Origin of the sequence: Bariatricus sp. SGI.019 (assembly GCF_050315235.1) — a bacterium.
In the GTDB taxonomy this organism is placed as follows: Bacteria; Bacillota; Clostridia; order Lachnospirales; family Lachnospiraceae; genus JAFBIX01.
In genome coordinates this window covers 152,949-173,849 of the sequence record NZ_JBNPOQ010000001.1, presented here as the reverse complement: position 1 = coordinate 173,849, position 20,901 = coordinate 152,949, and the positions used below count along the sequence as shown (strand labels likewise).

20 protein-coding genes and 1 tRNA gene are annotated in these 20,901 nt (G+C 43.8%); 15 read left to right on the top strand and 6 right to left on the bottom strand.

What is annotated here, in order from left to right; genetic code table 11:
- Positions 1 to 17 precede the first annotated feature (17 nt).
- The gene (locus tag ACQRD1_RS00960) at positions 18 to 935 is read left to right on the top strand and encodes a hypothetical protein (protein WP_235232320.1); all 918 of its coding nucleotides are present in this window, start codon (positions 18 to 20) and stop codon (positions 933 to 935) included.
- Here ACQRD1_RS00960 and ACQRD1_RS00955 read toward each other — a convergent pair.
- The 3 genes from ACQRD1_RS00955 to ACQRD1_RS00945 form a co-directional block, all read right to left on the bottom strand.
- Entirely contained in the window at positions 873 to 1,655 is a 783-nt protein-coding gene (locus ACQRD1_RS00955; protein ID WP_235232319.1) for a hypothetical protein, read from the bottom strand. The two genes, ACQRD1_RS00960 and ACQRD1_RS00955, sit on opposite strands and share 63 nt — an antisense overlap.
- 164 nt (positions 1,656 to 1,819) lie before the next feature.
- Positions 1,820 to 1,902: transfer RNA gene (locus tag ACQRD1_RS00950), tRNA-Leu, on the bottom strand.
- A gap of 76 nt (positions 1,903 to 1,978) precedes the next feature.
- Positions 1,979 to 3,100 (bottom strand): DUF4317 domain-containing protein, encoded by a 1,122-nt coding sequence (locus tag ACQRD1_RS00945; RefSeq protein ID WP_235232318.1) that lies wholly within the window; start codon positions 3,098 to 3,100, stop codon positions 1,979 to 1,981.
- Positions 3,101 to 3,263: 163 nt separating this feature from the next.
- On the opposite strand from ACQRD1_RS00945, the gene sdaAB reads away from it, so the two are divergent.
- Both sdaAB and sdaAA read left to right on the top strand, forming a co-directional pair.
- Positions 3,264 to 3,938: an L-serine ammonia-lyase, iron-sulfur-dependent subunit beta gene (gene sdaAB / locus ACQRD1_RS00940; RefSeq protein ID WP_235232317.1), complete on the top strand. Its 675-nt coding sequence runs from the start codon at positions 3,264 to 3,266 to the stop codon at positions 3,936 to 3,938.
- Positions 3,939 to 3,961: 23 nt separating this feature from the next.
- The gene (gene sdaAA, locus ACQRD1_RS00935; RefSeq protein WP_235232316.1) at positions 3,962 to 4,831 is read left to right on the top strand and encodes an L-serine ammonia-lyase, iron-sulfur-dependent, subunit alpha; all 870 of its coding nucleotides are present in this window, start codon (positions 3,962 to 3,964) and stop codon (positions 4,829 to 4,831) included.
- A 91-nt stretch (positions 4,832 to 4,922) separates the two neighbouring features.
- Here sdaAA and ACQRD1_RS00930 read toward each other — a convergent pair whose 3' ends face one another.
- On the bottom strand, positions 4,923 to 5,969 hold the full coding sequence (locus tag ACQRD1_RS00930) for a LacI family DNA-binding transcriptional regulator (protein ID WP_235232315.1): 1,047 nt from the start codon (positions 5,967 to 5,969) through the stop codon (positions 4,923 to 4,925).
- A gap of 277 nt (positions 5,970 to 6,246) precedes the next feature.
- On the opposite strand from ACQRD1_RS00930, the gene ACQRD1_RS00925 reads away from it, so the two are divergent.
- From ACQRD1_RS00925 to ACQRD1_RS00905, 5 genes are read left to right on the top strand one after another with little or no spacing between them, the layout of a single operon-like run.
- Entirely contained in the window at positions 6,247 to 7,623 is a 1,377-nt protein-coding gene (locus tag ACQRD1_RS00925) for an ABC transporter substrate-binding protein (protein WP_235232314.1), read from the top strand.
- 16 nt (positions 7,624 to 7,639) lie between these two features.
- Positions 7,640 to 8,512: a carbohydrate ABC transporter permease gene (locus ACQRD1_RS00920; RefSeq protein ID WP_235232313.1), complete on the top strand. Its 873-nt coding sequence runs from the start codon at positions 7,640 to 7,642 to the stop codon at positions 8,510 to 8,512.
- Positions 8,512 to 9,372 carry a carbohydrate ABC transporter permease gene (locus tag ACQRD1_RS00915; protein WP_235232312.1) on the top strand — a complete coding sequence of 287 codons (861 nt, stop codon included), beginning with the start codon at positions 8,512 to 8,514 and terminating at the stop codon, positions 9,370 to 9,372. Before ACQRD1_RS00920 ends, ACQRD1_RS00915 begins: the two co-directional genes overlap by 1 nt.
- A 28-nt stretch (positions 9,373 to 9,400) precedes the next feature.
- The gene (locus ACQRD1_RS00910) at positions 9,401 to 10,744 is read left to right on the top strand and encodes a glycoside hydrolase family 32 protein (protein WP_235232311.1); all 1,344 of its coding nucleotides are present in this window, start codon (positions 9,401 to 9,403) and stop codon (positions 10,742 to 10,744) included.
- A gap of 52 nt (positions 10,745 to 10,796) precedes the next feature.
- Positions 10,797 to 12,635 carry an alpha-amylase family protein gene (locus ACQRD1_RS00905; RefSeq protein WP_235232310.1) on the top strand — a complete coding sequence of 613 codons (1,839 nt, stop codon included), beginning with the start codon at positions 10,797 to 10,799 and terminating at the stop codon, positions 12,633 to 12,635.
- A gap of 10 nt (positions 12,636 to 12,645) precedes the next feature.
- Here the strand turns inward: ACQRD1_RS00905 and ACQRD1_RS00900 are convergent, their stop codons facing one another.
- Together ACQRD1_RS00900 and ACQRD1_RS00895 are read right to left on the bottom strand one after the other, a co-directional pair.
- A complete protein-coding gene (locus ACQRD1_RS00900; protein ID WP_235232309.1) occupies positions 12,646 to 14,040 on the bottom strand; it encodes an alanine/glycine:cation symporter family protein in 1,395 nt (464 codons plus the stop codon).
- Positions 14,041 to 14,139: 99 nt separating this feature from the next.
- Positions 14,140 to 14,562, bottom strand: coding sequence for a bacteriohemerythrin (locus ACQRD1_RS00895; protein WP_235232308.1), 423 nt, complete (start codon positions 14,560 to 14,562; stop codon positions 14,140 to 14,142).
- Positions 14,563 to 14,739: 177 nt separating this feature from the next.
- Between ACQRD1_RS00895 and ACQRD1_RS00890 the strand changes: the two genes are divergently transcribed.
- From ACQRD1_RS00890 to ACQRD1_RS00860, 7 genes are read left to right on the top strand one after another with little or no spacing between them, the layout of a single operon-like run.
- Positions 14,740 to 15,762: an aldo/keto reductase gene (locus tag ACQRD1_RS00890; RefSeq protein WP_235232307.1), complete on the top strand. Its 1,023-nt coding sequence runs from the start codon at positions 14,740 to 14,742 to the stop codon at positions 15,760 to 15,762.
- A 19-nt stretch (positions 15,763 to 15,781) separates the two neighbouring features.
- Positions 15,782 to 16,621 carry a serine hydrolase gene (locus tag ACQRD1_RS00885; protein ID WP_235232306.1) on the top strand — a complete coding sequence of 280 codons (840 nt, stop codon included), beginning with the start codon at positions 15,782 to 15,784 and terminating at the stop codon, positions 16,619 to 16,621.
- Between the two features lie 9 nt (positions 16,622 to 16,630).
- Positions 16,631 to 18,187 (top strand): ABC-F family ATP-binding cassette domain-containing protein, encoded by a 1,557-nt coding sequence (locus ACQRD1_RS00880; protein ID WP_235232305.1) that lies wholly within the window; start codon positions 16,631 to 16,633, stop codon positions 18,185 to 18,187.
- Positions 18,188 to 18,219: 32 nt separating this feature from the next.
- A complete protein-coding gene (gene proC / locus ACQRD1_RS00875; protein WP_235232304.1) occupies positions 18,220 to 19,023 on the top strand; it encodes a pyrroline-5-carboxylate reductase in 804 nt (267 codons plus the stop codon).
- A gap of 3 nt (positions 19,024 to 19,026) precedes the next feature.
- Entirely contained in the window at positions 19,027 to 19,995 is a 969-nt protein-coding gene (locus ACQRD1_RS00870) for a Gfo/Idh/MocA family protein (RefSeq protein WP_235232303.1), read from the top strand.
- 12 nt (positions 19,996 to 20,007) lie between these two features.
- Entirely contained in the window at positions 20,008 to 20,169 is a 162-nt protein-coding gene (locus ACQRD1_RS00865; RefSeq protein ID WP_235232302.1) for a hypothetical protein, read from the top strand.
- Positions 20,170 to 20,223: 54 nt separating this feature from the next.
- A complete protein-coding gene (locus tag ACQRD1_RS00860; protein WP_235232301.1) occupies positions 20,224 to 20,889 on the top strand; it encodes a hypothetical protein in 666 nt (221 codons plus the stop codon).
- Positions 20,890 to 20,901: the final 12 nt, after the last annotated feature.

Below are 20,901 nucleotides of genomic sequence, written 5' to 3'. Positions count from 1 at the left end.
CAGAGAAAGGACATCAGATGAAGATTAAAAAAAGACTGAAAGTATGGAAAAAAGCAATGCATATGGAACTAAGAGAGCACAGAAGCTCATTTGTTGTGTATGTGGTTCTTCGTATGCTGGTAATATTGATGATGGTGCTTCAGATATTTAATAAGAATTATGAAAATGTATTCTTGTGTATTCTGACATTATTACTGCTTTTTGTTCCAAGCTTTATACAGATTAATCTGAAAATAGAACTGCCTACTGCATTGGAAATTACGATATTAATCTTTATATTTGCAGCAGAAATCCTTGGAGAGATCCAAGCTTATTATATCAGGTTTCCGTTCTGGGATACCGCGCTGCATACGATCAACGGATTCCTGGCAGCGGCAATTGGGTTCGCACTGGTAGATATCCTGAACCGAAGTAAAAAATTCTCAATACAATTATCGCCAGTGTTCGTGGCAATTGTAGCATTCTGCTTTTCCATGACGATCGGCGTGTTGTGGGAATTCTTTGAATGTAGTATGGATCTTTTCTTTGGATTGGACATGCAGAAAGATACGATCGTACATAGTATTCACTCTGTGATGTTGGATCCGGCGGGAGCAAACACCCCAGTTGAAATTGACAATATCACGGATGTGGTAGTCAATGGACAGAGTCTGGGCCTTGGCGGTTATCTGGATATCGGACTTCTGGATACTATGAAAGATCTGTTCGTTAACTTTATTGGCGCAGTTGTATTTTCCACGATTGGTTATTTTTATGTGAAGAATCGTGGAAAGGGCAGATTCGCGAAACGCTTCATCCCCCGGCTCAAGTCTCAGGATGCTGATTTCCTGAAGCAGGTAGAGACGGAAGACGAAGAGTATGAAAAAAATCGCTTATCGGATCAGGAATTTCCGAATCAGACAGCTGATAATGCCAGCGGCGCAAAGCGGAAGTAATGTTGTGTGTAAAGTACCATATACCGCAAGTGCGCCTTGCACTCCCTGGAGTGGATTCAGAGATGTCGGAACGAATCCGTGAAATAAGTAAGCCAGGTAAGAACCTACGAAGATAAATACAAAAGAGAACAGGCCTCGTCCTGTATCCTGACAGCGGCCCTTGCGGCCGCTTTTTTTACTGCCAAATAACACCATCAGAAAAGTGATAACCTCAAAAAGCAGTAAGAATAACGCAATCCCCGCATAAGCGCCTAAGATATAATTTTTGTCTGTAATAGCATGGAAAATATCTCCGTAGGCACTGTAATTATTCCAGAAATTTACAGTCAGTGTATATGTGATTATCGCGATTAAAATTAAAGTTGCTCCGCGAAGCAAAAGATTAACGGCTTTATAGATTATTTTTCCACCGGTTTTAGCAGCTTTTCCTGCAGGGGAGAGCAGATTCGGTACTCTGCGGCGCTTTTTGCGCTTCTTCTTATCTTCTTCAGAAGAGTTTTCCTCCTCATCTTCATATTTATCATAATCATAATTTTCTTCCAGATAGTCAATGTCATCATCGTCATCTAATTCTGAGAGATTCGACAGAACATCCCTGTAATCGTCATCTTCATCTTCAAAAAAGTTTAGGTCGGGGAAATCTTCCTGATATATGACTTCGAAATCATCACCAAAAAAATCCTCGGTATCTTTCCTTACTGTGTTACCATTTATACTCATATACTCAAACCCTCCTTAAACGATTTCTTATTGTAGTATGTTTAGTCAAAAGTCTCAAGGGATATCACAAAAAGTTCACGAAGACATAAGGTTTTCTTTAGAATTGTAGAAAAGAAAAAAACCGAAAACAGTGAAGTTTTCGGTTTTTTTATAAAAATAATAGATGCGGAGAAAGGGACTTGAACCCTCACAGGATTGCTCCCACTAGAACCTGAATCTAGCGCGTCTGCCATTCCGCCATCTCCGCTAACAAAAGATATTCTATCACATAAAACATCATTTGGCAAATACTTTTTGTGTTTTTTTGAAAAAAATTGGCAGAACTATTTTCGAACTTCAATTCCGTTGACTTCCAGGTGGTCATCGATTGCAATGACCAGGCACATCCGGCCATCAATCTCGCGGGTCTCTACCAGGTCGGAGCGCTCTGGATTGACTTTTACGACCACGTCGGGTGTCTCAATCTGGAAGGTCTTGACACTGGCGATGTTGGATGCGAGTAAGGTGTTCTTGTCACCGACCATCTCCTGGAATTCTTCGTCGAAGGATTCCAGCTTTTCTTCTGGAACACCGCTTCTGGTGAGCAGATTCTTAACATCTGGTTTGGACAGTTCCAGAGGATCTGGGTTTTCTTTGCTTCCTTCCAGCATCTCGTTGAGATTGTCGTGGATGTTGCGAACGACTTCATAATCGCATTCATCACCTAGTGTATCACTGATGATAGTCTGGAAGGTGGTCTTCTGATCGCCGGCGGTCAGAGGAATGGTGCTCCCCAGTACATTGCTGATCAGTTCTGGCTGGAGATCTTCTGGTTTCTTGGTATAATAAAGGATATTATGTACATCACTGGCACGATCCTGGAAGGCCGGGAACAGGAAGCCCTTAACTGGGGCTTCTACGATCCAGTCACGGATGCGGTCTTCGATATTATTGGTCAATGCGTTGTAGGTAAGACCTGCTTTTGTGAGGTTGACCGGACAGATGCTGCACAGAATATGTTCGTAGACTGTATCAGAGGCATCGAACATCTCGGAACCATCGGTGGATTTGCCGGGAACATCGTAGACTGCATGAATCAGAATGATGTAATAATTCTCAGCGTAGATATAATTTTCAATAATCTTATCATAGAATTCTTCTACCAGAAGGTCGTCTTCCAGCTTACTGTCACGCAGCTTAAGAAGGAATTCCTGTGTACCTCCGCCTAGCTCCTGCTCCAGTGGGAATTCCATATTAATGAGATTTTTCCCAAGGGTTCCGGACAAGGTATGTTTAAAAATATCAAAGTATTTGAAAGCTTCTTCTTCTGGAAGGGATAAGAAAGCTTTTTTTAGTTCGACTTTTTTCTCTTTCTCATGGTCCACATAGCAGCCACAGATTCGCGTGATTGCGCAGTTTTCCGGGGTGAATTGCTTGCGGATTTCCAGTACTTCTTTCTTATTCATAAGTTACACTCTCCCTTATATACAGACTGTACCCAATCTTAGCATATTCGAGGAAAATTTACAAGATTACGCGAGTGGGGAAATTGGTCGTTGTAAACCATAGAAATCCCAAGTATAATAAAAGTAGATATATGTCAAAATAAGAAAAAGAGAGGGAAAAGAAATGGGAAGTATATTTGACATTTTGGGACCGGTAATGGTAGGTCCGTCCAGTTCTCACACAGCAGGAGCAGCGAGGATTGGCCTGATTGCCAGACAGCTTTTCGGAAGGCAGCCCAAGAAGGCTACCGTATATCTGCATGGATCGTTTGCCGCTACGGGGAAAGGGCATGGAACGGACCGGGCACTGATTGCAGGCTTGTTGGGAATGAAGCCTGACGATATGAGGATTCCAAATAGCTTTGAGATTGCAAGAGAAGAAGGCATGGAATTTACCATCGAGAATAAGGATATTAAAGAAGCACATCCGAATACTGCTCAGATTATTATGGAAGCAGAAGGTGTGAATACCATGAAGATTCAGGCATATTCTATCGGTGGTGGAAGAATCCGTGTATGTAAGCTGGATGGAATCGATGTGAACTTCAGTGGAGAGAGTAATACGCTGATCATTCGCAATGTGGACGAGCCGGGACGAATTAAGGAAGTTGCATCGGCATTAAGCAATGCAGAGATTAATATCGCAACGATGCAGGTGTTCCGTGATAAGCGTGGTGGTTTTGCTGTTATGGTAGTTGAGACGGATCAGGTTGTACCAAAAGAGGCAATCGATGATCTGGAGAGCAAGCAGGGAATTATCCGTGTGAAGTTCCTGAATGCAAATGGAGAGACGGAATAGGGAAAGAAAGGATTAGAAAGCGTATGTCATATCAATCTATGGAAGAGGCGCGCGTTAGATGCGAAAAGGAAGGAATTGAATTCTGGAAAGCGGTTCAGTTAGAAGATGCAGAAGAAAGAGGCGTTACGGAAGAAGATTCCTGGAAACAAATGAAACACATGTGGCAGGCAATGCTGGATGGGCTGGATGCCTATGAACCGGATGAATTGTCCAGAAGCCGCATGGTTGGAAGAGAAGGTGGGCTTATGGATGCCTACCGTGAAAAAGGGGATACCCTGTGTGGCGATTACATGGCAAAGGTAATGTCCAATGCTTTGAAGATGGGTTGCAATAATGCATGTATGAAGCGAATCGTTGCAGCACCGACTGCAGGAGCCTGCGGTGTACTTCCGGCTGTTCTTGTTACTTATTATCGGGAATATGATGTTCCGGAAGAGAAGATGATCGAAGCTATGTATGTGGCAGCGGGTGTGGGACAGATTATTGCAAATCGAGCATATCTGGCAGGCGCTTCCGGAGGATGTCAGGCTGAGATTGGCTCTGGTTCGGGAATGGCCGCAGCGGCTATCTGTTATGTAAAAGGCGGCAACACAGAGCAACAGGGACATGCCTGTGCAATGGCGCTGAAGAACCTGATGGGTCTGGTATGTGATCCGGTAGGCGGTCTGGTAGAGGTTCCATGTGTGAAGAGAAATGTCGGCGGTGCGGTCAATGCCATGGCGGCAGCAGACATGGCTCTGGCAGGTATCGAGAGCCAGATTCCGGTGGATCAGGTCATTGACGCTATGAAAGAAGTAGGAGATAAGATGGATGTAAGTCTCCGCGAAACTGGAGTCGGCGGAGTCGCAGGAAGTCCGAAGGCAGTAGAAGTTGTGGAACGACTGAATATGTAGAGCCTGAGGAAATATACTGGGAAGAGAATATTTGACAGAAATTAGAGAAAGGCTCATGGACCTTTTGGGAACATGAGCATTTCTCGTCGTATTATTTGAATGAAGAGAAGCCTTCCGTAGTTTCTCTTCGGCACAGGATCGGAGTGATTACTTTATGGACTGGTTCGCCAATCGGTGCAGGTTTTCTTTTCTTTCTTTCTTTGATCTGCCCGTCTAATAGTTTCACTGCTTCAAAGGCGATCTTATCGATCTGCTGACCGACTGTACTGATTGGAATAATCGCCTCCCGGGAGATCGGAGAATTATCGAAGCCGACAAGGAGATAATCTTCCGGCAGAGTTCCGTATCTGCGAAAAAGAAGATTCAGAAAACCATTGGCGTGCGTATCATTGGAGATAAATACTCCTTTTTTCTTCCCGGCGTAGTCGCGCTCCAGTTCATCGATGATTTCCATGAGATATTGTTGGTCTTGTTCATATTGGTTGCCAAGATCCCTGATATAGATGCGGTGTTCCAGTCCTTTCTGTTCACAGATGTCAAGAAATCCCTGAATTCGTCGGTAAGCAGGGATCGACTCTGGAGTTGGAGAATTGACATGGATCAGGACATCACAATCATGCTTAGCCAGCAGACTGGTAGCCTGAATAGCCCCCATGTAGTTGTCCGTGTTAATACTGCTGATATATTGATTCTCACGCTCAATGGATACGAGTGGAATCTGTAAGTCGGCCAGTTCCTTAGAAGGAATGGTGTGGCTTAGGACAATTAGGCCCTCAATTTTGTAGGCGAGAAGCTCTTGGATATATTTTCGCTCGGCTTCTTCCGATTCGTTTCCAACAAAAACCAGAAACTTATAACCAAATGTTTCATAAGTAGACAGAATCTGATTGAGCATCTCTGAATAGTAGTTGAGATATAGGTTGGGAATAATGATACCAATGAACTCAGTATTCCCGTTTGCAAGAATCTTGGCTACTTTATTTTCCTTGTAATTTAATTTAACAAGCGCATCTGAGATAATCTGTTGATTTTCCAGAGTCAGAGAGTCTGGATTGTTGAAATATCTGGAGATGGTCGTCTTGGAAAAATGTGTGTATTTTGCAATGTCATCAAATGTTACATTCTTTTTTGGTGCCATAAAACCGCTTCCTGTCCTTTGAAAATCTAATAATATCAGTATAGCAAAATCGAAAAAAAAGAGCAATGAGTAAGCGGTAAAGTAACCGGTTATGTGAAGAGTGTACAATGAAAGAAGACAGGAATCGTGGATATTTAACAAAAATTTTAGAAAGATATTTTTCACCATTGACGACTCTATGGTGTGGTGTTATTATGAAACTACAAAGTAACCGGTTACTTTACCGGTTATTTATGCAAAGAAACTAAGAAATATAAGAATTCTAGGAGGAATAGTCATGAGAAAGAATCTTATTACAAGAGTCATTGCATTCGGGCTAGTGACAGCGTTGATGACAACAACACTGACCGGATGCAGATTCGGATTCGCCAGTGATCCGGATGACCCGAATGAGGTGGAGGAAGAAGAACCGATTGATATGTCGGTGGATACGTTTACGTATGATGCTTCTTTGGAAGGAACGGAGATTACGCTGTTGAATACGAAAGCCGAGATTCAGGAAGCATTAGAGAAGATGGGAGAAGTCTTCGAAGAAAAGTCTGGTGTGCATGTAGAAGTAATGCCGGTTACGGATGGAGATTCTCCGTATACGAAGGTGGTAAGCATGTATAATGCAGGAAGTGCTCCGACACTGGCAATTCTGGACACCACAGATGTAATTGCACTGGCGGAAGAGAAGGCGGCAGATCTGACGAACGAGCCGTGGGTCGCTGAAGCTGAAGATTATGTGACAAGAGTCAATGATAAGATCTATAGCTTCCCGTTGTGTATTGAGGGACGTGGATTGATCTACAACAAAGCAATCATAGAAGATGCACTGGGCGAGGCATTCGATCCAGATTCCATTACAACGCTGGACGAATTTGAGGAGTTGTTGGATAGACTGGTCGAGGGTGGAATTGAAAAGCCGGTATCTCTTGCAAAGGAAGACTGGTCGCTGGGTGCTCACCACCTGCAATATATCTATGAGACTTATGACGGAACCTCTGAGGGGGCGCAGGAATGTATTGAACAGATCAAGGATGGAGAGATCAATCTGACCAAATATGACCGCATGGCAGAATTCCTGGATATGTTCGATGTACTGAAGAAATACAATGTAGCAAAAGGTGATCCGCTGGGAGCAGATTACGATGAGATGGCAATCGATCTGGTGGATGGCAAGACGGCTATCTGGCTCAATGGAAACTGGGCATGGCCGAATATGGAAGAAGCAGGAGCAGAAGAAGACGACGAATATGGATTTCTTCCGTATTTTATGAACAATGATGAAGATGACTTTGTAAATCAGAAGATTCAGGCTTCTCCGTCAAAGCAGGTGATGGTGGATGGACAGCAGGCGTCTGAGACGGAGCAGGCTGCAGCTAAGGAATTCCTGAACTGGATTGTATACAGTGAGATCGGGCAGCAGATGCTGGTGAAGACCTGTAGTATTATTCCGGCATTCCAGAATAATCCGTATGAGCCAAGTGACCCGCTGGCACGTGATATCTATGAGAAGGTTCACAATGACAGAGCATTCAATGCAGCGGCAATCGTACCGAATGACCATTGGTCTGTGCTGGGAGCTGCAATGCAGAAATATCTGGCTGGCAGAAGTGACAGGGAAGAATTTATCGAGTCTGTTGAAGACTATTGGGATGAACAGGAATAGAAGAGAGGGATAAGAGATGAGATCAAAAAATAATGGAAAAGATTTCTGTATGTTTGCATTGCCGGGAATGTTCTGCTTCTTTGCAGTCGTAATGGTTCCGTTTATCTATGGTATCTATCTGACTTTGACGGACTGGAATGGCGTGTCAAGCGAAAAGCATTTTATCGGACTTAAGAACTTTGCAGGTGTTATGAAGGATACACAGTTCTGGACATCACTGCTTCTGACATTCAAGTATGTGATTCTGGTAGTTGTGCTGGTCAATGTGATCGCATTTGCAATTGCATATTTATTGACAAGAGGAATCAAAGGACAGAACTTCTTCCGTGCAGGATTCTTCACACCGAACTTGATTGGTGGTATTGTATTAGGTTACATATGGCAGTTCGTATTTTCCAGAGTATTCGTAAGTATCGGAGAGACCACAGGCTGGAAATTGTTCGAGGTATCCTGGCTGTCAGACCCAACGAAAGCATTTGCGGCACTGGTATTGGTATCGGTATGGCAGCTGTCCGGCTATATGATCCTGATCTATGTGGCTGGCTTTATGGGACTGAATGAAGATGTTATGGAAGCAGCAAGCATTGATGGAGCATCCGGATGGGTCAAGATGAAGAATATTGTTATGCCGCTGATGATGTCGTCTGTGACGATCTGCCTGTTCCTGACATTGTCCCGCGCATTCATGGTATATGATCTGAACTTATCATTAACTGCCGGTGCACCATACGGAACGACAGAGATGGCAGCGATGCATGTATATGAAAAGGCATTTACATCCAGACAGTTTGGTGTCGGCCAGGCAGAGGCATTGATCTTATTTATCATTGTAGCATGTATTAGTGGTATTCAGGTATATCTGACAAAGAAACAGGAGGTAGAAGCATAATGAGCCGTACAACAATTGGTGGAAATAAGAAAAGAGTAACCAACATTCTCGCAATGACAGGCCTGATCATTATCTTTATTGCTTATATGTTCCCCTTTCTTATGGTGGTGATCAATTCGCTGAAACAGAAGCGAGATATCATTAAGAGCCCATTTTCATGGCTTTTTACAATCAAGGGATTGTCTTTTGATAACTTTGTCAAAGCGTTTACACAGATGGATTTCCTGAATGCATTCAAGAATTCGCTGATCGTAACGGCTTCCGCAACGGTGCTGGTAACTCTGCTGGCAGCAATGCTTGCATATTATATTGTTCGACACAATAATGGAATCTCTAAGATTACATTTGCACTGATGGTGGCATCCATGATTATCCCATTCCAGGCATTGATGATTCCATTGGTAAGTATCTATGGAGGTACACTGAACGTTCTGAATCACAGAATTACTTTGATCTTCCTGCATACAGGATTCTCCATGGCGATGTCCGTGTTTATGTTCCATGGATTTATCAAAGGAAATGTTCCGATTGCACTGGAAGAAGCAGCCTATATCGATGGCTGTACACACTCTCAGACATTTTTTAAGATTGTGCTGCCGCTGTTGAAGCCGATCATCTCAACAATGGTAATCTTGAATTCACTGGCGTTCTGGAACGACTTCCTGCTTCCGTCACTGGTATTGACAGATAAGAAATTATTGACATTGCCGTTGTCTACTTATAGTTTCTATGGAACCTATTCTGCAGACTATGGTACAATTATGGCTGGATTGTTACTGTGCGTAATTCCGATTCTGATTCTGTATGTAGCGCTTCAGAAGCAGATTATCGGTGGTGTAGTTGCGGGTGCAGTAAAATAGAATTGACAGAATAAAGGACTGAATAAATATGACAAAACAAGAATTGCATTTAAGAGCTCCGGGTAACTGGATCAATGATCCGAATGGATTCATCTATTCTAAAGGCAGATATCATCTGTTCTATCAATTTTTTCCGTATGCTCCGGTATGGGGGACCATGCACTGGGGGCATGCGGTGAGCGATGACCTGATTCATTGGGAGCATCTGGGTGTAGCATTATTTCCGACGAAGGATTATGACCAGAATGGTGTCTTTTCGGGAAGCGCGCTTGAGAAAGACGGAGAGATGTACCTGTATTATTCGGCAGTAAAATATCTGGAATCAGACCGTGAGAATATTCATATGGCGAAGGATAACCGCTTTGAAACCAGCCAGGCGATGGTGATCTCGAAGGATGGGATACATTTTGACAACTGGAAAAATAAAAAGCAGATTATTCCGGTGAACCAGAATGAAGATCAGGCACATCCGACGCATACCAGAGACCCAAAGGTGTGGAAAGATGGCGATACCTATTACATGGTACTTGGAAGCACTTATCGGGAAGAGGTTGGAAGAGCAGTCTTTTATACGAGCCATGACGGCATCAACTGGAAGTTTAAAAATCAGGTTCAGGATAAACGCTTTGGCAGGATTCTGGAATGCCCGGATATATTCGAGGTAGATGGAGTGCATGTGTTTGAAGGATCTGCCATGTATATAGCAGATGGGTCCTGTGGTTATGAGAACCATGCAATCTGTGCTACGGCAGAATTCGACCGGGAACAGTGCAATCTTCGATTGACTGGAGAAGTACAGTATGTAGACTATGGAATGGATCTCTATGCACCACAGACGAATCTGGATCACGAAGGCCGAAGAGTCATGATTGCCTGGATGCGTATGCCGCAGCCGGTTACAGAGGCTGAAGGAATTAAATGGAATGGTATGATGTGTCTGCCACGTGTGGTTGAAGTGGAGAACGGGCATGTCTGTTACAGGGTGCACCCTGAAGTAAGGAAGTATTTTAACGAAGTGGCAGCATCTTCACAAGAGTGGAATCCGTTGGAGCCATTTTGCATAAAAGTATGTCTGGAAGAAGGAGAGAAGCTCAACATTGGTGGTTATCAGATTCAAAGGTGTGACAGGCGTATTCTGACGGATCGGAGTAAAGTCTTTGCAGATCTGAAAGAGTATGCATTGACAGCAAAGAGTCCAAAAGTTTCTGGTGAATGTAGGCTGGAGATCTTCGTGGATAGGAATCTGGTTGAAATATATATCAACGATGGGGAATATGTTATCAGCCAGGTAGTATATGGCCTGACAGACATTATAGAAGTAGAAACCGATAAAAATAATATTACATATCTGCGCCATAATTCTGACAGATAAGGAGTCACTATGGTGTTAGATATGATGGAACGAAATGTAAGCAGGAAATAAAATGGAAGATAAAGATTATAAACGAAGAATGCAGCTCCATGGACAGGAGCTATATGAAAAATACATGTCGTTGTACCAGGATGACCGTAGCTATGAAGAGTTGTTTCTATCGATGGAGTCATTTTTTAAAAACAGATCCCCAGAATTGAAGGAACTGGATAGCAAAAGAGAAAAGAATCCGTTTTGGTTCAGAGATAAAAATATGCTGGGAATGACCATGTATCCGAATCTATTTGCAGGTAATCTGAAGGGACTGATCCAGAACCTGGATTATCTGTCAGAGCAGAAGATTACATATCTGCATCTGATGCCGCTTTTGAAGATGCCACATCCGTATAACGACGGAGGATATGCAATAGAAGACTTTCGAACGGTTGACCCGGAGATTGGTACGAATGAGGACCTGGAAGAACTTACAAAAGCATTGCGGGAGAGGGGAATCAGTCTTTGTCTTGACTTTGTCATGAATCATACGGCGGATACACATGAGTGGGCAATGCGCGCCAAGGCAGGAGAATGGGAATATATGCAACGTTATCAGTGTTATGACAACTATGATATTCCATCAAGATTCGAGCAGACGATGCCTCAGGTATTTCCGACTACGGCACCGGGGAATTTTACCTGGTGTGAAGAGATGCGAAGATTTGTACTGACTACATTTTACCCATATCAGTGGGATCTGAATTACCACAATCCAAAAGTGTTTAATGAGATGGTGGGAAATATCCTGTATCTGGCGAATATGGGTGTGGAGATCTTTCGAATCGATGCAGTCCCGTATATCTGGAAAGAACTTGGAACAAACTGCAGGAATCTGCCACAGGTGCATACCATTGTGCGGATGATTCGAATGATTCTGGAGATTGTATGTCCGGGAGTTATCCTAAAAGGTGAGGTCGTTATGGCGCCGAAAGAGTTGCCGGTATACTTCGGTACGAAGGAAGAACCGGAATGCCATATGCTGTATGGAGTATCCAGTATGGTCAATCTGTGGGCGGCCCTGGCTACACAGGACACCAGACTTTTGAAACATCAGATGGATGTCATTCACAGTCTCCCTGATAATTGTTATTTCGTCAATTATCTGCGCTGTCATGATGATATCGGATGGGGACTGGATGAAGAACAGGAAAGAAATCTCCAGATTGATCCATTAAGACATAAGGAGTATCTGTACCGGTTCTTCGAAGGGACGTTCCCAGATAGTTTTGCAAGAGGTGAACTGTATAATTATGATCCGATTAGCCTAGATGCCAGAAGTTGTGGGACAACTGCAAGTCTGTGCGGAATCGAAAAGGGCGGATTCGAAGGGGATGACTGGCAGAAAGAGCAAGGCATTCAGAGGGTCTTGATGATGCATGCAGCATGTATGAGCCTGAAGGGATTTATGATGCTCTCATCCGGAGATGAGATTGGCCAGGTCAACGATTATGGATATAAGAATAATCCGGATGTTGCCGCAGACAGTCGTTATCTGCATAGAAGCCCTTTTAACTGGGAGAATGCAGAACTTCGCAGGAAAAAGGGAACTGTCCAGAATGAGATCTGGAGAGGGCTTAAGAAGATGGAGCAGATACGAAGACAGAATCCATGCTTTCGCAATGAAGCTAATGTGACAACGTGGGATACCTGTCAGATGTCGGTATTTGCCATACGGAGAACTTTCAAAGAAAAAGAACTGATCTGTATTGCCAATTTTTCAGGGGAAGGTAAGATGGCATGTCTTCCGACTCTTGATGCACAGTATGAAGACCTCTTTCGTAAAGAAAGAGTGAGCATGCAGTCAGTATGGATGGCACCTTACCAGTATCGCTGGTGTGTCAGAAAAAGTGAATAAAGGGAAGTAGCTATCTAGGTTTTTTTGTGCGTTCGTATTCTTTTAAAGCGTCAATTGCCTGGCGTGATAATGGAATCAATGCAATCATATTAAAGATGGTCATCATCCCGATTCCAACATCTCCCAGATCCCAGACGAAGGTGTATGCAGCCAGTCCGCCGATGAACAGCATGATCAGTGCAAGGACTTTATACAATGTCTGTGACAGCCAGTTATCGCCAAACAGGTAGGCAACATTTGATCTGGCATAGAACAGTACACCGATAAAAGTCGAGAAACTGAAGAGCCACAGAGTGGCAGCAATGAATATCACTCCGAATTCTCCAAGATGATAGCGCATTGCCTCCTGAAGAAGATCCATGCCCACAAGCCCTTCGGTGAGTGCGGATGGAGTCAGAAGCATGATCATTGCGGAACAGCTGCAGATAACGATGGTGTCGATAAAGACACCGAATGCCTGCAAGAGTCCTTCCTTGACAGGATGGTTGATATCAGCAGCGGCGGCCGCGCATGGCGCTGATCCAGAACCTGCTTCATTGGAGAACAGTCCGCGCTTTACACCGTTCATCAACACAGCACCGAAACCTCCGGCTGCGACTTGACGCAATCCGAATGCTTCTGAGAATATCTGCTGGAAAACGGAAGGAAGCAGGGTTATATTTTTTGCGATAATAAATATCGTAACGAAGAAATAGAGCCCTGCCATAATCGGTACGATAATATCCAGCACTTTTACGGTCGCGTTTTTGCGAAGTACAATAATTGCGGCAATAAGGACGAGTAGAATCGTCGTATAGAGTGGTGGAATATGAAAGGCATTTTCAAACGCCGAAGAAACGGAATTCCCAATGACCTGGCTGATGCCACACCAGCAGATCAGACCAGAGATTGCGAATAAAATGGCGATAACAGAATGCCTGCGGGTGCTGTCTTTTTTGATAAATAAATGGTGGATATAGTAGGCAGGACCACCGCGATATCCGCCATATAAGGGATCCTTTTCTTTGTAAAGCTGTGCCAGGGTCGCCTCAACGAATGCTGTAGAGGAACCCAGAAGAGCTGTCACCCACATCCAGAAGACGGCACCGGCGCCACCTGCGGATATTGCAGCTACCACACCGACCAGATTCCCCATACCGACACGGGTCGCAGTGGAGATAATCAATGCCTGCAGTCCAGAGATGGAATCCTTCTGAGAAGATGCCTTTTTTTCAATTGTAACTTTCATCATATCCGGGAAAAGGCGGACAGGAAGAAACCGGGTCCGGATGGTAAAGTAGATGCCGGATGGAATCAATATCAGTACTAACAGGGAAATCCCCACGGAACTGCCGCCGGGTAATGGAATGGTAATGAGATCGCCCCATAAAAGTTGATAGATGGAATGGAAGATGGTCATTGCCATAATAGGTCTCCTTTGTTAATAATATAATAAAATGTATAAGAAATAGTGCCCAGCTTATAGCTGGGCGCTATGATTATGAATCAAAATCTGATATCGCTGTTAAAGTCTTGCATTGTTCTCGCGCATAAATTTGTATTCTGCAACAGAACGATCAAAGCCTTCGATATGTACATAAAGCCATTCAACGACCTTTTCCTGAACCTTTGCTACAAAAGCTGGAGATGGACCTTCCTCTTCCTGAAGCATATCCTGAAGATCAGCGATCGTCTGCTTGAAAGCGTCATGCTGAGCTTTATGCTTATCGTAGCCTGGATATTCAATCTCTCTCTGAAGTGCTTCCTCTGCGGAGAAATGATATTCTGTATATTCTTCCAAGAAGTCCAGAGTCTTTACTGCGACTAATTTATCATTGCTCTGTTCGCAACTTTTCAGAACGTCATTAATCTTAGAGATCAGTTCTTTGTGCTGAGAATCGATCATCTCATTACCGGTTATTAGGTTGTCACTAAATTCTGCATACATAATGCACGCCTCCTGTCTAATCATTTGATAAAATTATAACATGATAAGGAACAATTAACAACGCTATCAGAAAGAAAAACCAAATTTATATTTTTATCAACATTTCATCCAGTGTTGTCCTCTGGTCAGAGGTGAAAGGATGTGCTAAGATAATACATAAGACGAAGGAGGAGAATTATGGATACTGTCAGATTAGGAAGAACGAATATTGTGGTAAATAAGAATGGATTTGGGGCGCTGCCGATTCAGCGGATCAGTAAGGAAGATGCAGCGAAGATTTTGCAAAAAGCGTATGAGAACGGAGTGCGGCTGTTTGACACCGCTCGGATGTATACCGACAGTGAAGAGAAGATTGGGTATGCACTGTCGGATGTGCGGAAAGATATCTTTATTACGACCAAAACAATGGCTAAGGATGCGGAAGGCTTCTGGAAGGATCTTGAGGAATCTTTGAAACAGCTGCAGACTGATTATATAGATGTATATCAGTTTCATAATCCGGCATTCTGTCCGAAACCGGGTGGAGAAGATGGGTTATATGATGCAATGCTGGAAGCGAAAAAGCAGGGAAAGATCCGATTCATCGGAATTACGAACCATCGTCTTGCGGTGGCCCAGGAAGCAATAGACAGTGGGCTCTATGACACATTGCAGTTTCCGTTCAGCTATCTGAGTTCAGAACAGGAACTGAATCTTGTAGAGCAGTGTAAAGAGAAGGATATGGGATTTCTGGCGATGAAAGCTCTGGCTGGAGGGCTGATCAATCATTCAGAGATGGCTTATGCATATATGAATCAATATGATAACGTCCTTCCAATCTGGGGAATCCAGAGAGAACGTGAATTGGATGAGTTCTTATCCTACCAGGACAATCCACCGAAGATGGAAGGAGAGATTGCAGAGAGGATTGCAAGAGATAAGCAGGAGCTGCAGGGGGAATTCTGCCGGGGCTGCGGATATTGTATGCCATGTCCGGCAGGAATCGAGATCAATAACTGTGCAAGAATGTCACTTCTTCTTCGGCGCGCGCCATCGGCTGCATATCTGGGAGAGGAGACACAGGAGAAGATGAAGAAGATTGAAGGGTGTCTGGAGTGTGGACAGTGCAAGTCCAAATGCCCGTATGGACTGAATACACCGGAACTTCTGAAGAAGAATTACAAAGATTATCAGGAGGTTCTGGCCGGAAAGGCAATCTAAAGTACGAAAGAGGTAGGCTATGAAAAAGGGAAGATCGGTTCTTATTGTGTGTGCTTTCCTTATGACTCTGATCAGCTTTTGCACCATGACAGGAAAGGCGGCTGAATCAAGTACATATTCGCATGCAGTTGGAGCCAGTGTGGTCTCATCGGCAATAGATATGGTTGTTCATGAACCGGAACCAAGATTAAAGAAGGAATTAGAAGATAAAACGGAGGCAATTGAAGCAGAAGGTTATAATGTCAGCTTCTGGATGTATGATCTGAACAGTGGTCAGGGTTTTAGTTATCGCGAGACAAAGACCTATTATTCTGCCAGCACCATCAAAGGGCCTTATATAGTCTGTCTGGCACAGGAAGTGCCGTCTTGCCTGGATGAGCAGCGCTCTGTGATAGAGGAGACCATTCATATATCCAGTAATGATGGATATAAAGTGCTGTGGAATACTTATGGAAAAGAAGTGTTTCAAAAATGGATGGAAAAAGCCGGGTGTAGTGATATAGAGTTCATCGATAAGTGGGCAGATATCACAGCGAGAGAATTGGGACTTTTGTGGGTGCAAATGTATGATTACTTTATGAGTGATACGGAAGATTCCCGGTGGCTTGCATCTGTTTTTACAGATACTTTGAATTCATGTATCTATGACACATTAGGAGATACGTATACGGTATATTCCAAGGCAGGCTGGATCAATTCCAGTGATTATTATATGGTACAGAATGATGCGGGAATTGTGATGGCAGATGAACATCCATATGTAATGGTCGTATTGAGTAATGCATGTGAGCGTATAGACTTGTTGGATCCATTGATCGATACATTGGATGATATACATACATATATGGTAAATGATTGAGGAGGTTATATGAGTATTCTGAATGTGGAACATTTATCGCACGGTTTTGGTAATCGTGCGATTTTTGAAGATGTCTCTTTCCGCTTGTTAAAGGGAGAGCACATCGGTCTGGTTGGAGCAAATGGCGAGGGGAAATCTACCTTTATGAACATTATCACCGGGAAGCTTATGCCGGATGAAGGCAAGATTGAATGGGCGAAGAACGTGAAGGTCGGGTATCTGGATCAGCACGCAGTCCTTACAGAAGGCATGACCATAGGATCCGTTCTCAGAAGTGCCTTTGATTCTTTGTTCGATATGGAAGCGCGGATGAATGAGATCTGTGATAAGATGGGAGATGCAGATGAACAGCAGATGGAAGCCTATATGGAGGAACTGGGAGTCATTCAGGATCTGCTCACTAATCGGGACTTCTATCTGATAGATTCGAAAGTAGAAGAAGTTGCAAGAGCGCTGGGACTTCTGGAACTCGGACTGGAGCGGGATGTAACTGATCTTTCAGGCGGGCAGCGAACCAAAGTTCTTCTGGGCAAATTACTTCTTGAAAAGCCAGATATCTTATTGTTGGATGAGCCCACCAATTATCTGGATGTGGAACATATCACCTGGTTGAAGCGATATCTGCAGGACTATGAGAACGCATTTATTCTGATATCTCATGATATTCCTTTTTTGAACAGCGTCATTAATCTCATCTACCATATGGATAATCTGCAGCTTACACGTTATGTAGGAGATTATGATAAATTTCAGGAAGTCTACGCAATGAAGAAAGCACAGCTTGAGGCAGCCTATAACCGTCAGCAGAAAGAGATTGCGGAGCTTAAAGACTTTGTGGCAAGAAATAAGGCACGTGTCGCGACCAGAAATATGGCAATGTCCCGTCAGAAAAAGCTGGATAAGATGGACATCATTGAACTTGCAGCCGAGAAGCCGAAACCAGAATTCAACTTTAAGGTCGCAAGGACGCCGGGCAGATATATCTTCACAACCAAAGACCTGGTGATTGGATATGATGATCCCCTGTCTTCACCTCTGAATCTGGAGATGGAAAGAGGAAGTAAGATTGTATTGACCGGTGCAAATGGAATCGGAAAGACCACGCTTCTTAAGAGTATTCTGGGACTGATCGATCCGCTTGAAGGTTCGGTAGAGCAGGGAGATTATCTGGAAATCGGATACTTCGAGCAGGAGATGCCGCCGGATATCGAGACTACTTGTCTGGAAGAGATCTGGAACGAATTCCCAGGATTCACCCAATACGAAGCACGTTCTGCCCTTGCAAAATGTGGTCTGACCACGAATCATATCGAAAGTAAAGTAAAGGTGCTTTCAGGAGGCGAACAGGCGAAGGTTCGGCTGTGTAGGCTGATCAACCGCCCGTCCAATATTCTGGTGTTGGATGAGCCGACGAATCATCTGGACGTAATGGCAAAAGATGAGCTGAAAAGAGCACTGATTGATTATAAAGGAAGTATTCTTATGGTGTGCCACGAACCAGAATTTTATGATGGAATTGCGACAGACGTATGGGATTGTACGAAATGGACCACGAGACTGGTATAAATATGTTCAAAACTTACGAGGAGGAAGAGAAGATGAAGTTAGGAACCATTGGATGTGGACTTATCGCAAATGCAATTCTTGGAGGAATTGTGAATAACAAATTGATTAATCCGGCTGAGATTCTGGTGTCGGATATCTATCTGCCAAGCCTTGAAAAGATCAAGGATACTTTGGGAGTTAATATTACACAGGATAATAAAGAAGCAGCAAAAGCAGATATTGTATTGATTGCAATTCATCCAAGATTCTGTCCGGATGTGTTCGATGAAATTGCCGAGACTGTCCAGGAAAATGGAACCATCGTATGGTCTGTGGCAGCAGGTGTTACACTGGATGAGATTCAGTCACACATCGGCGCTGATCAGAAGATTGTTCGTACTATGCCGAATACCTGTGCTACGGTTGGTGCAGCGGTAACCGCAGTAGCGCCGAACGATAACGTTACAGAAGAAGAGGTGGAAGAACTTACAAGATTGATCGGAGGATTCGGGGCAGCAGAACGGATGCCAGAGAGACTGCTGAATGGAATTATTCCGGTTACAGGTTCATCTCCGGCGATGATCTTTATGTTGATAGACGCAATGGCAAATGGAGCCGCAAGAGAAGGATTTCCATGGGATCAGGCAATCCGTCTGAGTGCACAGGCTGTAAAAGGAAGTGCGGAGATGGTCCTGAAGTCAGGAAAGCATCCGGCAGAGCTGCAGAATCAAGTATGTACCCCTGGAGGAATTACGATTGAGATGGTCAAGAAGTTGGAAGAATGCGGCTTCCGCAATGCAGTAATGGAGGCAATGGGAGCCTGCACAGAAAATCTGGATGATAGAAAAGGAGAATGAGAAATGAAGGTTGGAATATTAGGCGCAGGCGGTATTGCTCGCAAGATGGCACTTACATTGAACGGTATGGAAGGGGCTGATGCATATGCAGTTGCTTCCCGGAATCTGCAGAAGGCGCAAAGATTTGCAGAGGATGAGCATGTTGAGAAAGCCTATGGCTCTTATGAGGAGATGCTGGCTGATGAGAACGTAGATCTGGTTTATATCGCGACCCCACATTCTCATCATCTGGAACATGCAAAATTATGTATTACCTATGGAAAGCCGGTATTGTGTGAAAAAGCGTTTACTGCAAATGCGAAACAGGCAAGAGAGCTTCTTGATTATGCAAAAGAAAAGCACGTATTTATCACAGAGGCGATCTGGACCCGCTATATGCCGTCTCGAAAGATTATCACAGATATTCTGGAAGGTGGAGAACTTGGAGAACTACAAATGCTGAGTGCGAATCTGGGGTATGAACTGTCTGGAGTAGAACGTCTGATCAAGCCGGAACTTGCCGGCGGAGCACTGCTGGATGTGGGTGTATATCCAATCAATTTCGCCAGTATGTTCTTTGGAAATGATATCGAGAAAATCACTTCAACTTGTGTAAAAATAGATTCCGGCATGGATGCAGAAGATGCGATGATCTTCAGTTACAAAGATGGACGTATTGCAACATTGCACGCAGGAATGATGGCCGCAACAGAGCAGTACGGCATCATCTACGGCACCAAGGGCTATCTGATCGCATATAATATCAATAATATTGACAAGATCGAAGTGTTTACAAAGGACAGAACATTAGTCCGCACCATAGAAGTACCAAAGCAGATCACCGGATACGAGTATGAAGTCGAGGCCTGCAAGAGAGCGTTGGAAGCTGGACAATTGGAATGTGAAGAAATGCCACACAGCGAGACCGTGAAGATTATGGAACAGATGGATGCACTTCGAGAAGACTGGGGAGTACGGTATCCATTTGAGTAGAGAGGGCAATCAATGAATTATTATATTAGTGACCTGCATCTATTCTGCTGTAGTCAGATTGACAATGGCGGGAGAAATTACGATGGAAGGCCATATCAATCATTAGAGGAGATGCATATGGATTATGAACCAAGGAGTCTGAAGGAAATATTAGAGTGGGGCGAGTCTGAATAAAACTGCCATACTCTGTACTAAGTTACCAAAAGGTCAGAGACGGGAGGTAGAAAGATGGCATATGAAAAGCTGTTAAATGAGATATACGCAGCAGTTTCATTAAAGTATCTGTGGGCAGAATATAAGCCTGTCTTCATCAAAAGTGAATCTCCGGACTGGATCAATGAGACCATGGACTTTGGACTGGAAGTCAGTCAGGCACTCATGCCAGACGATGGAAAGACAGAATCCTTCATTGAACAATATCTGGGATGCCGGAAAGAAGAACTCCCAGAATCGGCAATCGAACGGTACGGAGATCGGCTGTACTTTTACAACGGAAGATTCTGGGCTGTGTTACCCGATCCGGAACTAGAGCAGGATTATCTGAAAAAAGCAGAGTATCGATTCGACAGGAAGTTGGAAAAACTAAATGCCAACTACAAGAACAAACGCTATAATGGATTGTATCTGTTCTTACATCCGACAGACGAGACAACGATTGATGCACAATCTCTATTCGAATACATGGAACAACGCCAGAAAAATGAAAAAGTACAATTCGACTGGGTATTCCTGAATTGCAGCAAAGTGATATATGTGTGCAATTATATCGCAGGTACATTGGAACCCATCGTACTGCCCGAGAATGCAGAGAATTTCCTGAATACAGAAGCAGAATATCTCAGGTATCTGAAGGAATGGGGCGAAGGAGTGGCGTTGGATGAAGCAGAGGAATAGATAACGCGATAG

Coding starts and splice junctions, on each gene's coding strand:
- ACQRD1_RS00960 (WP_235232320.1), top strand. CDS start 18: ATGAAGATTAAAAAAAGACTGAAAGTATGGAAAAAAGCAATGCATATG.
- ACQRD1_RS00955 (WP_235232319.1), bottom strand. CDS start 1,655: ATGAGTATAAATGGTAACACAGTAAGGAAAGATACCGAGGATTTTTTT.
- ACQRD1_RS00945 (WP_235232318.1), bottom strand. CDS start 3,100: ATGAATAAGAAAGAAGTACTGGAAATCCGCAAGCAATTCACCCCGGAA.
- sdaAB (WP_235232317.1), top strand. CDS start 3,264: ATGGGAAGTATATTTGACATTTTGGGACCGGTAATGGTAGGTCCGTCC.
- sdaAA (WP_235232316.1), top strand. CDS start 3,962: ATGTCATATCAATCTATGGAAGAGGCGCGCGTTAGATGCGAAAAGGAA.
- ACQRD1_RS00930 (WP_235232315.1), bottom strand. CDS start 5,969: ATGGCACCAAAAAAGAATGTAACATTTGATGACATTGCAAAATACACA.
- ACQRD1_RS00925 (WP_235232314.1), top strand. CDS start 6,247: ATGAGAAAGAATCTTATTACAAGAGTCATTGCATTCGGGCTAGTGACA.
- ACQRD1_RS00920 (WP_235232313.1), top strand. CDS start 7,640: ATGAGATCAAAAAATAATGGAAAAGATTTCTGTATGTTTGCATTGCCG.
- ACQRD1_RS00915 (WP_235232312.1), top strand. CDS start 8,512: ATGAGCCGTACAACAATTGGTGGAAATAAGAAAAGAGTAACCAACATT.
- ACQRD1_RS00910 (WP_235232311.1), top strand. CDS start 9,401: ATGACAAAACAAGAATTGCATTTAAGAGCTCCGGGTAACTGGATCAAT.
- ACQRD1_RS00905 (WP_235232310.1), top strand. CDS start 10,797: ATGGAAGATAAAGATTATAAACGAAGAATGCAGCTCCATGGACAGGAG.
- ACQRD1_RS00900 (WP_235232309.1), bottom strand. CDS start 14,040: ATGGCAATGACCATCTTCCATTCCATCTATCAACTTTTATGGGGCGAT.
- ACQRD1_RS00895 (WP_235232308.1), bottom strand. CDS start 14,562: ATGTATGCAGAATTTAGTGACAACCTAATAACCGGTAATGAGATGATC.
- ACQRD1_RS00890 (WP_235232307.1), top strand. CDS start 14,740: ATGGATACTGTCAGATTAGGAAGAACGAATATTGTGGTAAATAAGAAT.
- ACQRD1_RS00885 (WP_235232306.1), top strand. CDS start 15,782: ATGAAAAAGGGAAGATCGGTTCTTATTGTGTGTGCTTTCCTTATGACT.
- ACQRD1_RS00880 (WP_235232305.1), top strand. CDS start 16,631: ATGAGTATTCTGAATGTGGAACATTTATCGCACGGTTTTGGTAATCGT.
- proC (WP_235232304.1), top strand. CDS start 18,220: ATGAAGTTAGGAACCATTGGATGTGGACTTATCGCAAATGCAATTCTT.
- ACQRD1_RS00870 (WP_235232303.1), top strand. CDS start 19,027: ATGAAGGTTGGAATATTAGGCGCAGGCGGTATTGCTCGCAAGATGGCA.
- ACQRD1_RS00865 (WP_235232302.1), top strand. CDS start 20,008: ATGAATTATTATATTAGTGACCTGCATCTATTCTGCTGTAGTCAGATT.
- ACQRD1_RS00860 (WP_235232301.1), top strand. CDS start 20,224: ATGGCATATGAAAAGCTGTTAAATGAGATATACGCAGCAGTTTCATTA.